This is a genomic window from Ornithinimicrobium carbonis, from assembly GCF_050703245.1.
GTDB lineage: Bacteria > Actinomycetota > Actinomycetes > Actinomycetales > Dermatophilaceae > Ornithinicoccus.
In genome coordinates, this window is the sequence record NZ_CP192647.1 from 1,157,383 (window position 1) to 1,171,204 (window position 13,822).

A 13,822-nucleotide genomic window follows, 5' to 3' on the forward strand; every position below is an offset into this window, starting at 1 on the left:
CGGACCGTGGACCAGTGCGAGGAGGTCGTCACGCTGTGCGACGACGAGGTCGAGCGGGCGGAGTTCCTGCAGGCTGTCGCCGAGCGTGCCGACCGCTCGCCGGTGGTACTGGCCCTCCGAGCCGACAAGCTGGGAGAGTTCACCCCCTACCCGGAGTTCGTCCGGCTCCTCGAGCGTGGCTTCTACCTGCTGGCGGGCATGGACTCGACCGGGCTCCGCGAGGCGATCGAGTCGCCCGCCCGCCAGGCGGGCCTGCTGTTCGAGCCCGGGCTCGTGGACCTGCTCGTGCGCGAGGTGGAGGGTGAGGCGGGGTCGCTGCCGCTCCTCTCGCACGCGCTGGAGCAGACGTGGGCCCGGCGGGAGGGGTCGACGCTGACGGTGGAGGGCTATCAGGCGACCGGGGGCATCCGGGGGGCGGTGGCCCAGACCGCCGACGCGGTCTACGCGCAGGTGCCCGCAGGGGAGCACCGCGTGCTGCGGGACCTGCTGCTCCGGCTGGTCACGCCCACCCCCGAGGGCGAACCGGTCCGGTCCAGGGTGCCGCGCAGGTCGGTGGCGACCGACGAGGCGCACGAGCGGATGATCGAGACGCTCGTCCGTGCCCGCCTGGTCACCAGTGACGACGGCGTGGTCGAGATCGCCCACGAGTCCCTGGCCCGGGCCTGGCCGCGGCTGCGCGAGTGGCTCGTCGACGACGTGGAGGGTCAACGGATCTGGCGTCACCTCACGACGTCGGCGGAGGCGTGGGACGCCATGGGCCGACCACCCTCCGAGCTGTACCGCGGCGTGCGGCTGGCCCGGGCGCGGGAGTGGCGCGAGCGCTCCGGGGACGACCTGAACGACGCCGAGCGGGACTTCCTGGAGGCCAGCGAGACGGCATACCGCTCGGAGCAGGACAGGGAGCAGCAGGAGGCGGCCCGCCAGGTTCGGGTCAACCGGCGGTTGCGGGCGCTCGTGGCGGGGGTGGCCTCGCTGGCGCTCGTGGCCGTCCTCGTGGGGGCGGTGGCCTTCCGACAGGCGGACCGGGCGGACGCCCAGGCCGCCGAGGCCCGGGCCCAGGCGGGGCAGGCCCGTGCCCACGAGCTGTCCGCGTCGGCGGTCGGTGCGATCGGCCAGTCTCCCGGACTGGCCAAGCTCCTGGCGGTCTCCGCCGCCATGACCGCACCGATGACCGTGGAGACCAGCAGGGTGCTGCACCAGGTCTGGGCGGCCGACGACACCGTCGCCCGGCACACGCACCCCGTCGAGGTGGACGGCGGACTGTCCCTGCACCCCGACGGGACCCTGCTGGCGATGTCCGGGGTGTGGTTCGACCAGGGAGCCCGGAGCCTGCAGGTGGTCGACCCTCTCACCGGGGACGACGTCTGGTCGTACGAGCTCCCGAGCGACCCCGGTCACGACGCGGCATACGTCATGGTGCCCAACTTCTCGCCCGACGGGCAGCTGCTCGCCGGAGGGATCGTCTGGGAGCCGCACCAGGGGGGTCGTCCAGGGTGGGTCAGGGAGGAGGGCCAGGGGGCGCCGGAGGACCTCCTCGGGGGCTACCTCTGGGACGCCGCGACCGGTGAGGTCGTCGAGCGGGTCGATCTCGGACCCTGCGGTGGAGTCGTCATGCAGGTGACCGAGGCCACCCTGCTGGCCCGGGCGCGCACGGACGGCGCCGACAACGGGTGTGCCGAGTTCTACGAGGACGAGACCGGGGGTGCGGACGTCATTCTCGTCGACCGGGAGACCGGGAAGCGGACCACCCTGCCAGCGGGCCCGGCCGTCTGGGGCGTGGTCGCGACGCTGAGCGCCGACGGTCGCACGGTCGCCTATGCCGAGCCGGAGCCGTCCGCGGTCGTGGTCATGGACGTGGAGACGGGCGAGGAGCTCATGCGCGCGGAGACGCGCACCCCCGAGCTGTGGGCCTTCGCCGAGGACGCGTCGTTCGTCGTGGTGTCGATCGAACCGATGGAGGTCTGGGACGTCGGGAGCGGCGAGCTCGTCGCGACCTACAACGGGCATGACGCCGTCGTCAACCACGCCTCGTTGGTGCCCGGCACGGAGACGATCGTGAGCAGCGGGAACGACGGGTCGCTGCACCAGTGGGAGGCACGCACCGGCAGGGAGGTCGAGGTGTACCCGGGTGCGGGGAACAAGTCGGCGACGGCATCGGGGAACGGGCTGCTCGCGGTCGTGCGCGACGACGGAGGGGTGCAGGTGGTGGACACCACCCTGCGGGGCGAGCTCGCCGAGATGCCCACCTGTCCCGCCTTCGTCTTCTCCGACTCCCTCAACGCCTCGGTCGAGAAGGACCTGGTGACTCTGGGGTTGGCCTGTGACGATGCCAAGAACTCCACGACCCTGGCCTACCGCCCGAGCACGGGGGAGCAGATCTTCTCCCTGTCCGGTCATCAGGGACAGGTCACCTCGATCTCTCCCGACGGGACCCGTTGGTTCCGTCAGGACGGGACGGGCGTGGCGCGACCCGGTGAGCCCCCCGCGACCGTCGACAGGGCGGTCCTGCGGGACAGCCGGGCGGGGGACGTCCTGGTCGTGCTCGAGGGGACGTGCAGCTACCTTGTCAACACGGACTACTCCGCCTGCGCAGAGTTCCCCGAGACGCCGTTCGACCTGTGGGCCTGGGAGGTCGCGTGGTCTCCCGACGGAAAGCTCCTGGCGGCGACCGTCCAGTCGGAGGCGTTCGCTCCCGCCTCGGGGGTGGCGGTGTGGGACGCCACCACCGGCGATCTGGTCCACGCCGGGCCGGTGCTGGAGGAGCACGACTTCGACGACGTGGCCCGCGACCTCATCTTCACCCCCGACGGGACAGGACTGCTGGTCTCCCTCGAGGACGGCCAGGTTCTGCGCCTCGACACCACGACCTGGGCGGTGCAGGCCTCCGGTCGCCTGACGACGGACCGTGCCGGGGTCCTCGGCTTCGCCGCCCAAGGAGACCTCATCGCCATGGGCCGCTACCGGGCGCAGGATCTCGGCGCAACCCTGGAGTGGATGGATCCCGTGACGCTCGAGGTCACCCGCACCGTCCGTGACGTGCACGACGGGTCGGTGCGGGCCGGCTCGATCGACCCCGGCGGGACCCGGCTGGCGACGGCCAGCTGGGACGGCACGGTGCGGGTGTGGGACCTCGGGACCGGTGTCCTGGTGCACGAGGTGGCGTTCGAGGAGTCACAGCCGCAGGCGACGGCCTGGGTGGGGGAGCACGACGTCGCCGTGGCCTTCGCCACCGGCGACGCCGTCGTGGTCACCGTCGACCCCGAGGAGCTGCTCCAGCTCGTGCGCTCCTCCCTGACCCGTGGCTACACCCAGACGGAGTGCGAGACCTACGGCTTCGACCGGGACTGCCCGGTGCTGGCCGAGATGCGCGGCCTGCGACCGGGGGGCACGGACCCGGCCGGGCTGACGGGGACCTACGCCCTGTCCTGGACGACGGAGGAGCTGCAGGGCGCGTTCGTGGACGGCGTGGGGTCGACGCTCGCCGTAGACCAGGACGAGGTGGCGGCGGAGGAGGTGCTGGCGCGGGCGGAGCAGCTGGCCGGGGACTACACCCTGACCCTGGAGGGGCCGCGCTACGAGCTCCGACGGGACGGACAGGTGGAGCCGGACTGCGTCGGCAGCGTGGAGGTCGACGACGCCGTCCTGCGGCTGGGTGCCGAGCGCGGCGCCCGCTGCGCGGCATACACCCTCCTCGAGGCTCCGTTCCGGCTCGAGGAGGACCGGCTCCACCTGCAGGCCGACGGTTTCGTCGGCCCCTGGTGGGAGCGGCTCACGTGGACGACGCGCCCGCTGGAGCGGGTGGAGGGGTGACCTGGCCCTGATGGTGCGGGCGGGTGCGGGCCTCGATCAGCGTCGAGGCAGCACCGTCAGCACCCGCTGGACGTGGTCGCGGAACTCCTGCATGAAGTCGGTGAGGATCTTCTCCAGCTCCGGGTCCTTGACCTCCCCGTCCTCGCCGTAGGCCTCGGGGTTGAACTGGATGTAGGCCTCGGGGGCCGTCATCTGCCGTGCGTTGCAGAAGCTGAGGACCCCGCGCAGCCCCTGCTGCGCCACCGCGGTGCCGATGCCGCCGGGGGAGGCGCCGATCACGGCCGCCGGGACGTGGTCGAAGGAGTTCTCACCGTAGGGGCGTGAGGCCCAGTCGATGGCGTTCATCAGCGCACCGGGGATGGAGCGGTTGTACTCCGGCGTGACGAACAGGACCGCGTCCGAGGCCGCGATGGCCTCCTTCATCGCCACGGCCTCGTCCGGGTAGTCGGAGTCGAGGTCGCGGTTGTACAGGGGCAGGTCGTCGATGCGGATCTCGGTGAAGTGCAGGTCCTTGGGCGCGACCTTGATGAGCGCCTCGCAGAGGGTCCGGTTGATGGACTCCGAGGACAGGCTGCCGATGAAGTAGCCGACGTTGTACGTCACGATGACCTCCTGGTGCTGGGGGGGTGCGCCCCGGTGCCGGGACGCACCCTCAGCCTGACAGAGATCGGGCTGGTCGCGCGATCGTCAGCCTCATGGCCAGCGCAACGCCCCTCCGGAGTCCGGAGGGGCGCTGCGCGGGTGGGTCAGAGTCGGCGCCGACCCCCGACGAGGCGGCCCAGGAGTCCGCCGACCCCGGACCGGCCGGCCGTTCCGCCGGGCGCGGTGCCACGGCCGACTCCTGCGGCGCGGGTGCCGCGGCGGGACCCCCCGGTCGCACGGCTGAGCAGTCCTGAGATGAGTCCCATGTGCTTCTCCTTCGGCTGGTGGGCGGTGTCCGTCAAGGGAACACCAGTCGCGCCGCGCCCGCCAGCGGAGTCGCCCCGGCCCGCAAGCGAGGGCGGTGGGCCAGGCGGCGGCGCGGATCTGGGAGCCGGGTGCCTTCGGGGCTCAGACGGGACGGCAGTCGTGCCCGCAGCCTCCGTCGTGCGTATGCGGTGCTCCTCCGGCCCCGGCGTGGTCGGCCGGGCGGTGCAGGACGGCCCGGGACGGCTCGAGCCGGAAGCCGTCGTCCGTGCTGACCGCGGTGCCGTCGACGATGAGCGAATATCCTCGCGGCTCGGCCGGCGGGAACAGCAGCGTCGCCGCCGGGTTGTCCGCGAGGTTGCGGGCGCTGCCGTTGCTGGGCACCGGAACCAGGACGTGCCCGCCCACGACGTGCGCGGTGACCGTGACGGCCTTGACGGCGCCGCCGGAGGTCGTCAGCAGGTAGCCGTACGGGTGGTCCGCCAGGGCGGTGGCCAGCTGGTCCAGATCGACGACGATGCTCATGGGCCCACTGTGCCACCGCGGGAAGGCGCGTGCGGGGGTCGGTCCGGGAGGGGTGCGGGTCCGGCCGGGGGCGTCCTGAGAGGTTTTCCACCGGGCGCACCTCGGCGTGTCCAGAAGGTGCGCCTCGGCGTTCTGGCCCTCGCCGTGCTAGCGTCATATCGACCCGTCGTACCAACGTCCTGCGAGGTCTTCGTGCCCCAGGTGGGTCGGAGCTCCTCTTCGTGGACGTTTGCGGGGGTCCGGAGGCGCGCACACGTGGGCCCCGACAAGCGATCAAGATTGAGGCAGCACCAGTGGCTACAGGCACCGTGAAGTGGTTCAACTCCGAGAAGGGCTTCGGCTTCATCGAGCAGGACGGCGGAGGCGCGGACGTGTTCGTGCACTACTCGGCCATCGAGAGCTCGGGTTACCGTGAGCTCCAGGAGGGTCAGAAGGTCGAGTTCGACGTCACGCAGGGCCCCAAGGGCCCGCAGGCGGAGCAGGTCCGGTCCCTCTGAGCTGACCACGACCGCATGCACCAGGAAGCCCCGCGCGATCTGCGCGGGGCTTCCTGCTGTCTCCGGCCGGCCCGGGGTGGGGGCGGACCCTCTGACCGCTCTGCCGGGGGCTCGGCCCGGCCGACGATGATCGAGCTGTCCGCGCGCGAGGCCGTCCGGGCCGACCTGGGCTCGCTGGCCAGGTTCCTCGGCCTCGACCTCAGAAGCAGGAGCAGGACCGCCGAGGGCGGTGAGGGCGCGTTTTTCCCCTGCGTATGCTGGGAAAATGCCGACCGATGAGCCGATCGACCGGGCCAGGGGCCGCGCCGGGGCCCGGCGCTCGGACATCCTCCAGGCGCTGCGTGCCTCCCGGCATGGTCGTGGCATTCGGGACCTGGCGGCCGCGACCGGCCTGCACGAGAACACCGTCCGCTTCCACCTCGACCGGCTCGTCGCCGACGGTCTGGTGGACCGGACGAGCAGCGCGGCGACCGGTCCCGGGCGGCCGCCGCTGACCTACGTCGCCCGTCGGGAGCCGGACGAGGCGCGGGACAACTACGCCCTCATCGCCACGGTCCTGGGCGACGCGCTGGCGGGGTCGACCGCGGACCCGGCCGCGGCCGCCCGGGAGTCCGGGCGAGCCTGGGGCCGGGGGCGCCTCGGGAGGGCCGTCCCGACGGAGACGGACGGATGGTCGTGGGAGGCGGCCCTGGACCGGCTCGTCGTGGTGCAGCAGGACGAGGGGTTCGCCCCGGAGGTGGACGACGGCCCAGGAGGCGCCGTCCTGCGGGTGCACCACTGCCCCTTCCTCGCGCTGTCGCGGCAGGACCGCACGCTGCCCTGCTCGGTGCACCTGGGGCTCATCGAGGGAGTGCTCGGGGAGGCCGGGACGGTCGAACGGCTCGAGCCCTTCGTCACCCCGTCCCTGTGCCTGGCCCACCTCTCGCCGGCAGGCGCCGACACCCGCGCCTGACCTTCGGGGTCGCTCAGGCCTGCGGCGGGCTGGCGGCCACCAGCGGCGTGTCCAGGCCGAGCGCCCCGACGGCCGCGGCGCCACCGGGGGAGCCGATCGGCTCCTCCCGGCCCGGCAGCTGCTCGAAGAAGAAGTCGGCGTTGTCCTTCAAGTATGGCGTGAACTCCGCCGGTAGGTCGTCCTCGTAGTAGATGGCCTCGACCGGGCACACCGGCTCGCAGGCACCGCAGTCCACGCACTCGTCGGGATGGATGTAGAGCGCCCGCTCACCCTCGTAGATGCAGTCGACGGGGCACTCCTCGACACAGGCGCGGTCGACGACGTCGATGCACGGCTGGGCGATGACGTAGGTCATGACGGACTCCTTCGCTCGGGCGGGGGCACCCGCTTCCTTTTACACGATAACTCTAGTAGAAATACATCATGAAGAACCAGCAGCGGGTCGCCCCCACCCACGTCTTCCACCGTCGGCACAACACGATGCCCCGGAGCCCCCGGCCCTCCTTCCCCGCCTTCGGCCGGTCAGCGGGGCGCCCCGTCCGCCCGGTGGGCCACCTGCGGACCTCCGCCGACAGGGCGCCCCGCCACGAGATCCCGGTGGGAACGGCCGGCGGTCCGGCGCTCCTGCTCGCCGACCTGACCTCGCCGTGGGCCTACCTGGCCCACCTGAGGCTGGGCGCCCGGGCGGCGCAGGTGGCGCAGACGTCGCCGGGCGCGGACGGCTCCCACGACTCCGACCATCCCGACGGCGGGCCCCTGTGGTGGGCGGTGCGTCCCTCGACCTCCGTGCCGCTGGCCGGGTTGCGCACGCCCGGTCCGGTGCGCGAGGAGCTGCGCCGGGAGCTGGCGGAGGTCCGGGAGGTCGCCCTCGACGGTGAGGAGATCCCCGACGACGTCCCCGCCGTCCTGCCGCACCCGCGGCCGGTCGCCGCCGCCTACGCCGAGGGGGTCGAGCTGGGCCGCGGCCCGCAGGTGCTGGCCCTGCTGCTGCGGTCCTACTGGCTCGAGGGCCGCGACATCGGCGATCCCGAGGTCCTGCGCCGGCTGCTGCCGAGGGTCCTCGTGGACGACCTCGCGCCCTGCACCGGCGACCCCCGCCGCGAGTGGGGGTACGTCGTCTCGCCGGCCCGGGAGCCGCTGTCGGACGGGGCCTACCACCTCCTGGAGCGGTGGCAGCAGCGCTGGGTCGAGGAAGGGCGGCCCGGCCCGATCGCGCTCGTCGACCGGACCGGTGCCCGCACCGGCCTCGCGGCGCTGCAGGAGCTGCAACCGACCCGCGTGGCCGCCGCCTCCTGACCGCCAGGCCCTGGCCGGGAGGCCCTGGTCGGTAGTCGCTGGTCGGGAGGCCCTGATCGGTAGTCCCTGATCCGGGCGCTTCCTGACCGGAGGCCCCTGCCCCGAGCGCCTGGCCCGGGCTTGCTGACCTCTACTCGGGCCTCACCCGGTCCACGACCCCCTGGACGGTGTCCATCGCCCGGGCCAGCAGCGGCTGGTCCTTGCCCCCGGCCGCCCACGAGGGATCCTGCGGCATCGGCCCCATCGGGTCGGCCGTGGCCGGATCGGCGGCGGACTCCTCGCGCGGGTCGCCCAGCGAGCGGCGCACGGACTCGTCCAACCCCATCAACGCATACCCCTCCGGCAGCAGGTCGCGGCGGAAGTCCTCCTCGGCGCAGACCATGTCGTGGTGCAGGCTCTCGACCAGGGCCTCCACGGTGGGCGTGGGCACGTCGGTGAGGCTGCCGGCCAGGGTCCCCACGAGGTCGGTGGGCAGGAAGGGCACCTCCACCTGGGGGCGCTCCAGGCCCGCGACGGGGCGTACCGGTCCAGCAGCTCGGCGTACGGCACGCGGTCGGGCCCGCCGATGTCGTAGCTGCGGGTGCCCACCTCGGCCGACAGCGCCCCCACGAGCGCCTCGATGGCGTCGACGACGGCGATCGGCTGGACGTCGGAGTTCATCCACGTCGGCACGGTCTGCAGCGGCATGCGCTCGCTGACCTGACGGATGATCTCGAAGGAGGTGGACCCGCTGCCCATGAGGACGGCCGCCCGCAGGGTGATCGCGGTCGCGGGGGTGGAGCTGAGGATCTCCTCCACCTGCAGCCGGGAGCTGATGTGCTCGCTGAGCTCGTCCTCGTCGACCGGCGGCACGATCCCGGACAGGTAGACCACGCGTTCGGTGCCGTGCTTCGTCAGAGCCCGGGCCACGTGCTGGGCGGCCTCGCGGTCCTTCTGCGCGAAGTCGTCGCCCCCGCCCATCCCGTGGATGAGGTAGTAGACCGCATCGACCCCCTCGATCGCCGCGTCGACCTGGTCGGCGTCCTTGATGTCCATCTCCACGGTCTCGACCCGGTCGGAGAACCACGGCCCCTCCTTGGACGGGTCGTGCGTCGTGGTGCGCACCTCGTGCCCCTCGTCGAGCAGCCGCGGCACGAGCCGCCCGCCGACGTAGCCGGTCGCGCCGGTCACCAGAACCTTCATGCGTGTCCCATCCCTTCGAGCCTCCCGAACGGTCAGGCGTCAGTATGGCTCAGCGCACCAGCCCGGGCACCCGCGGCCGCGGCGCCGGCAGGGGCGAGCAAGGTGTCGCGTAGCGCCCCTGGCTCCGCGTGAGTGCACGAACTAGTGCACTATGCTGCACTTCATGGACGAACAGGCCGCCGAGCTCGCCGTCGCCGTCGGCGCCCGGGTGCGCCGCGAGCGGCAGGACCGGCGCTGGACGCTGGACCGGCTCGCCGACGCGTCCGGGCTGAGCCGGCGGATGGTCGTCAACGTCGAGCAGGGCGCGGCCAACCCCAGCGTCGGCACGCTGCTCCGGCTGGCCGACGCCCTCGGACTCGGCCTGCCGACCCTCGTCGAGCCGCCGCACGGCCGCGCGGACGTCGCACTCACCCGTGCCGGCGAGGGGGCGACCCTGTGGACCGGGGAGCACGGGGGCCGCGGCGTCCTGGTCGCCGGAACCCGGCCGCCAGACGTGCTGGAGCTATGGGACTGGACCCTCGCGCCGGGCGACGTCCACGCGACCGAGGCCCACGCCGCCGGGACCACCGAGCTGCTGCACGTGCTCGACGGCCAGGTCCTGCTCGAGGTCGACGGCACCACCCACGAACTCGCGACCGGTGACGCCGCGACCTTTCGCGGCGACCTCCCGCACGCCTACCGCAACGTGCACGACATACCCGCCCGCTTCTCCCTGGCCGTCCTCGAACCGGGGGTCGGCCCCACCACCCCAGGAGGCACCCGTTGACCCCCACCGCCGAGGACCTGCTCGCCCGCGCATCCGTCACCGATGAGGTGCTCGCGCTGTTGCCGGACTACCGCGCCCTGCTCGTCGTCGTCGACGGGATCGTCCCCGCGGCCGGGGACAGCGGCAGCGAGGCACTGCTCGTCGCCGCCGAGGAGCACGCCCGGGGGCTGCTCGAGCACACCCCGGTCGACGCGCTGCCGCACGTGGCGGCGTGGCGCGAGGCCTACCGCGCCTTCGGGGCCAAGCCCCAGCGCACCCGCAACAGCCTGGAGGCGCTGACCCGTCGCGCGCCCCAGGGTCTGCCGCGGGTCAACCGGCTGACGGACGTCTACAACGCGGTGTCGGTGCTGCACCAGCTGCCGCTGGGCGGGGAGGACCTGGACCGGTACGCCGGTCCGCCCCGGCTGCTGCGGGCGACGGGGACCGAGCCGTTCGACGCGACGGCGGAGGGGGAGGCGGTGGTGGAGCATCCCGAGCCCGGCGAGGTCGTGTGGACCGACGACGCCGGCGTGACCTGCCGACGGTGGAACTGGCGTCAGGCCCGCCGCACCCAGCTGCACGACGGCCGACGACCACGGCGCTCTTCATCCTCGACGCGCTCGGCCCGATGGACGACGACGCGCTCACCGCCGCGGCCGACGACCTCGTGGGGCACCTGGCCGAGGGCTCGGCGGTCCGCAGCTGGCGGCGGCTGCTGGGCGCCGGTTGAGGCTTCGTCGGGTCTGGGCGAGGTCCGTCCGGTGTGCTGGTGTCTTGTTGCGGCGGTGCGTGCTGAGGTCTGATGCGGTGTGCTGGTGTCTCGTTGCGGCGGTGCGTGCTCAGGGCTCCTGCGGTCTGCGCTGAGGTCTCGTCCGGTTTGCACAGGCCCTCACGACGTTTCCGCAGGTCACGCTCCGTGGCATCCGGGCAAACTGGACGACACCTTCCTCGGTGAGCGTCAGGGGGTGAGCTCGGGCACCGGGCGCTGCTCGGCCTCCTCCGAGGAGGTCACGACGCCGTTCTCCTCGATGTCGTCGACGAGCCACTTCATCTCGGCGATCTCCTTGCGCTGGGCCTCGATGATCTCGTCGGCCAGCTCGCGCACGCGCACGTCGTCGATGTCGGCACGCTCGCTGGTGAGGATGGCGATCGAGTGGTGGGGGATCATCCCGTCCATGTAGGCCTGGTCGTCGACGAAGGTCTGCGAGCGGGCCAGCCACAGCGCGGTCAGGCCCAGGACGAGCGCACCCGCCATGATGGCGAGGTTGACCGCGACGTTCTTGTACATCATTCCCCACATGAACGCCAGCATGATGATGGCCATGGCCGAGCCCATGATGAGGGCCATGTACACCCGCATCTCGCTGAACGTCACGTGCGCCCAGGTCCACGTGTTGGTGTAGGTCAGCAGGAACATCGTCACCGTCGAGGTGGTGATCATCGCGGCGAAGATGAGGTACATCTTGCGCTCGTGCTTCTTGTGCTGGTCCTGCGCGGACTGCTCGTGGGACTGGTCGGACTGCTCGTGGGGTGAGGACTCGTGGGACTGGTCGTGCTGCTCGTGCGGGGTGGACATGCGGGTCCTTCCTCAGGGGGGTCACCGGTGGTGCGGTCAGGGGTGCGCCTCAGCGGGTGCACCGTCAGGCTAGGTCGCTCTCAGTCGTCGGGCTCGGCGAGGCGTCGGCGTCGTTCCTGGTAGTCCTGCTCGTCGATCTCGCCGCGGGCGTAGCACTCGTCGAGGATCCGGCGCGCCGCGGACCCCCCGCCGGAGGCGCTCGCCTCGTCGGCCTCGTGCGCCGGTGGCTGCGGGGGTGGCTGCGGGGGTGGCTGCTCGACCGGCCCACGCGTGCGGGCCCGGTCGCCGACGGAGCGGACCAGCAGCGCCACGAGGGCGACGACGGCGATGATGACCAGGAGCCACACGAGCCACATCCAGCCCATGCCCATACCCATGCCCCATCCGTCGCCGTACATGATGTCTCCTTCCGGTGGTGGTCGGATCAGCTGTTGATCGGCAGGGTCACTCGACGAGGATCGTGCCCATCATCCCGAGGTCCTCGTGGTCGAGGATGTGGCAGTGGTACACGGTCCGCCCGCCGAAGTCGGCGAACCTGATCCGCACGGTGACGCTGCCCTCGGCGGGGACGTTCACCACGTCCAGCCACAGCGGGTCCGGGGGGCGGCGTCCGTCCACGTCCATGACCTGCATCGGCCACACGTGCAGGTGGAACGGGTGGTCCAGGGGACCGACGTTGCCGATCGTCCACTCCTCCACGGTGCCCAGCCGGACCTCCTGGTCGACGCGGTCGACGTCGAAGGACCGCCCGTCGATGGTGAAGTCCATCATCCCGCCGGGTCCGCCACCGCGACCTCCGCCGCCCGGGCCCCGGCCCCCGCCACCCATGCCCGGACCCCGCTCCTCGTCACCCATGCCCGGACCCATCATCCCGCCCATGGACATCTCCATGGTCAGCTCCCGGCGCCGGTCGACGCGGGCCTCGCGCAGGTCTGCCAGCGGTCCGTCGGGACCAGGAGCCCCACCGGCGGTGCCGCTGCCGGACCCACCGGCGCTCGACCCGCCGCCCCGCCCGACCTCCAGGCGCGCCAGGACCCGTTCGGCGTCCTCGGGGCCGGCGCCGCCGCCCATCATCCCGCCCATCATCTGGCCCCGGTCCACGGGCACGGCGACCAGCTCGGCCCCGCCCTGCGCCAGGTCGACCAGCAGGTCCATCCGGTTGCCGGGGGCCAGCACGACCTCCTCCAGGGCGACGGGCGCGGACAGGCGGCCCACGTCCCGGCCCACCACCGTGACGTCCTGGCCCACCAGGCGCAGCGACAGGTAGCGCGAGGAGCAGACGTTGACGACCCTCCAGCGCTCCCGCTCGCCGGCCCGTCCGCGCAGCAGGGGCTCGAGCTGGCCGTCCACCAGGACCAGCTCACCCTCGCGGCCCATCATCCGCTCCGGCATCGAGGGGCCCACCACGGACCCGTCGTCGGCCAGGGTGATGTCGGAGATGACCAGGATCCGCTCCCGGTCGACGGCCGGCGGGTCGTCCTCCTCCTCGGTCACGACGATGGCCCCGTAGAGCCCGGCGAACAGCTGGTCGGCCACGGTGCCGTGGTGATGGGGGTGGTACCAGTACACGCCCGGCGGGTGGTCCTCGGGCAGCCGGTACTCGTACTGGTGACTCTCCCCAGGACCGACCTCCACGAAGACGTCGTCACCCATCCCCTCGGGAGTGACGTGCAGCCCGTGCACGTGCAGGTTGGTGACGTGGTCCAGCTCGTTGTCCAGCTCGATCCGCAGCAGGTCCCCGGGCCGCAGCCGCAGCGTCGGGCCCGGCACGCCACCGTTGTAGCCCATCGTCCTGGCCGACTGGCCGGCGACCTCGTGCGTGCCGAACCGCGCCTGCAGCGTCACCTCCAGCCGACCGTCGCTGCTGGCCAGCACCTCGGGCTCCACCAGCTCGTCGGCGCCACCGCCACCGCTGACGGCACCCTTCAGGATCCCGTCACCACCGGGTCCGGACAGCTCGCGCCACAGTCCCGTCCCGCCCACGACGGAACTCACCACCCCCAGGCCACCCATGGTCAGCGCGGTGCGGCGACTGATCGGCCTCACGACCCGCCCTCCCCCCGGGCCAGCACGGCCCGACGGTGCTCGTACTCCTCCGTGGTGAGCTCTCCGGTGGCGTAGCGCTCGTCCAGGATCGCCCGCGCCCGGGACGTGGCCGGCAGCCCGGCACGGGTGACGTCCCCCCGGTCCTGCCCGCCCGGCGATCCGTGACCGGCAGGGCGGTCGGCGGCTCCACCGGCCAGCACCCTCACCAGCGTGTACGCCAGCAGGGCCAGACCCACCACGAGGAGCGCGGTCCAGAACCAGATCATGGTTCCATCATGCTCCTGACG

At 72.6% G+C, this 13,822-nt stretch carries 15 protein-coding genes; 6 read left to right on the plus strand and 9 right to left on the minus strand.

Features of this window, described 5'->3' with window-relative positions:
• Positions 1-6: 6 nt before the first annotated feature.
• The gene (locus ACQ95T_RS05865) at positions 7-3,810 is read left to right on the plus strand and encodes a WD40 repeat domain-containing protein (RefSeq protein WP_431473638.1); all 3,804 of its coding nucleotides are present in this window, start codon (positions 7-9) and stop codon (positions 3,808-3,810) included.
• Between the two features lie 36 nt (positions 3,811-3,846).
• On the opposite strand, the gene ACQ95T_RS05870 is transcribed toward ACQ95T_RS05865, so the two are convergent.
• Both ACQ95T_RS05870 and ACQ95T_RS05875 read right to left on the minus strand, forming a co-directional pair.
• Positions 3,847-4,416, minus strand: a complete 570-nt coding sequence (locus ACQ95T_RS05870; RefSeq protein ID WP_425941008.1) for an NADPH-dependent FMN reductase — start codon at positions 4,414-4,416, stop codon at positions 3,847-3,849.
• A gap of 444 nt (positions 4,417-4,860) precedes the next feature.
• Entirely contained in the window at positions 4,861-5,241 is a 381-nt protein-coding gene (locus tag ACQ95T_RS05875) for a pyridoxamine 5'-phosphate oxidase family protein (RefSeq protein ID WP_425940176.1), read from the minus strand.
• Positions 5,242-5,534: 293 nt separating this feature from the next.
• Here ACQ95T_RS05875 and ACQ95T_RS05880 point away from each other — a divergent pair, with 293 nt between their 5' ends.
• The gene (locus ACQ95T_RS05880; protein ID WP_425940178.1) at positions 5,535-5,738 is read left to right on the plus strand and encodes a cold-shock protein; all 204 of its coding nucleotides are present in this window, start codon (positions 5,535-5,537) and stop codon (positions 5,736-5,738) included.
• Positions 5,739-6,003: 265 nt separating this feature from the next.
• Entirely contained in the window at positions 6,004-6,690 is a 687-nt protein-coding gene (locus ACQ95T_RS05885) for a helix-turn-helix transcriptional regulator (RefSeq protein ID WP_425940180.1), read from the plus strand.
• Positions 6,691-6,703: 13 nt separating this feature from the next.
• On the opposite strand, the gene fdxA is transcribed toward ACQ95T_RS05885, so the two are convergent.
• Positions 6,704-7,045 carry a ferredoxin gene (gene fdxA, locus ACQ95T_RS05890; protein ID WP_425940182.1) on the minus strand — a complete coding sequence of 114 codons (342 nt, stop codon included), beginning with the start codon at positions 7,043-7,045 and terminating at the stop codon, positions 6,704-6,706.
• A gap of 68 nt (positions 7,046-7,113) precedes the next feature.
• Between fdxA and ACQ95T_RS05895 the strand changes: the two genes are divergently transcribed.
• Positions 7,114-7,986: a hypothetical protein gene (locus tag ACQ95T_RS05895; protein WP_425940184.1), complete on the plus strand. Its 873-nt coding sequence runs from the start codon at positions 7,114-7,116 to the stop codon at positions 7,984-7,986.
• A 130-nt stretch (positions 7,987-8,116) separates the two neighbouring features.
• Here ACQ95T_RS05895 and ACQ95T_RS05900 read toward each other — a convergent pair whose 3' ends face one another.
• Positions 8,117-8,368 carry a hypothetical protein gene (locus tag ACQ95T_RS05900; protein ID WP_431473639.1) on the minus strand — a complete coding sequence of 84 codons (252 nt, stop codon included), beginning with the start codon at positions 8,366-8,368 and terminating at the stop codon, positions 8,117-8,119.
• Positions 8,311-9,156, minus strand: coding sequence for an NAD(P)H-binding protein (locus tag ACQ95T_RS05905; protein ID WP_431473640.1), 846 nt, complete (start codon positions 9,154-9,156; stop codon positions 8,311-8,313). Before ACQ95T_RS05905 ends, ACQ95T_RS05900 begins: the two co-directional genes overlap by 58 nt.
• Positions 9,157-9,331: 175 nt before the next feature.
• On the opposite strand from ACQ95T_RS05905, the gene ACQ95T_RS05910 reads away from it, so the two are divergent.
• Positions 9,332-9,934: a helix-turn-helix domain-containing protein gene (locus ACQ95T_RS05910; RefSeq protein ID WP_425940188.1), complete on the plus strand. Its 603-nt coding sequence runs from the start codon at positions 9,332-9,334 to the stop codon at positions 9,932-9,934.
• Entirely contained in the window at positions 9,931-10,716 is a 786-nt protein-coding gene (locus tag ACQ95T_RS05915) for a B3/B4 domain-containing protein (RefSeq protein ID WP_431473641.1), read from the plus strand. The genes ACQ95T_RS05910 and ACQ95T_RS05915 overlap by 4 nt, the downstream gene beginning before the upstream one ends.
• Before the next feature lie 155 nt (positions 10,717-10,871).
• Here ACQ95T_RS05915 and ACQ95T_RS05920 read toward each other — a convergent pair whose 3' ends face one another.
• The 4 genes from ACQ95T_RS05920 to ACQ95T_RS05935 all read right to left on the minus strand — a co-directional run bounded on the left by ACQ95T_RS05920 (position 10,872) and on the right by ACQ95T_RS05935 (position 13,801).
• Positions 10,872-11,489, minus strand: a complete 618-nt coding sequence (locus ACQ95T_RS05920; protein ID WP_425940192.1) for a DUF305 domain-containing protein — start codon at positions 11,487-11,489, stop codon at positions 10,872-10,874.
• Between the two features lie 80 nt (positions 11,490-11,569).
• Positions 11,570-11,887 (minus strand): SHOCT domain-containing protein, encoded by a 318-nt coding sequence (locus tag ACQ95T_RS05925; protein WP_425940194.1) that lies wholly within the window; start codon positions 11,885-11,887, stop codon positions 11,570-11,572.
• Positions 11,888-11,933: 46 nt separating this feature from the next.
• Positions 11,934-13,535, minus strand: a complete 1,602-nt coding sequence (locus tag ACQ95T_RS05930; protein WP_425940196.1) for a multicopper oxidase family protein — start codon at positions 13,533-13,535, stop codon at positions 11,934-11,936.
• Positions 13,532-13,801 carry an SHOCT domain-containing protein gene (locus ACQ95T_RS05935; protein ID WP_425940198.1) on the minus strand — a complete coding sequence of 90 codons (270 nt, stop codon included), beginning with the start codon at positions 13,799-13,801 and terminating at the stop codon, positions 13,532-13,534. The genes ACQ95T_RS05930 and ACQ95T_RS05935 overlap by 4 nt, the downstream gene beginning before the upstream one ends.
• Positions 13,802-13,822: the final 21 nt, after the last annotated feature.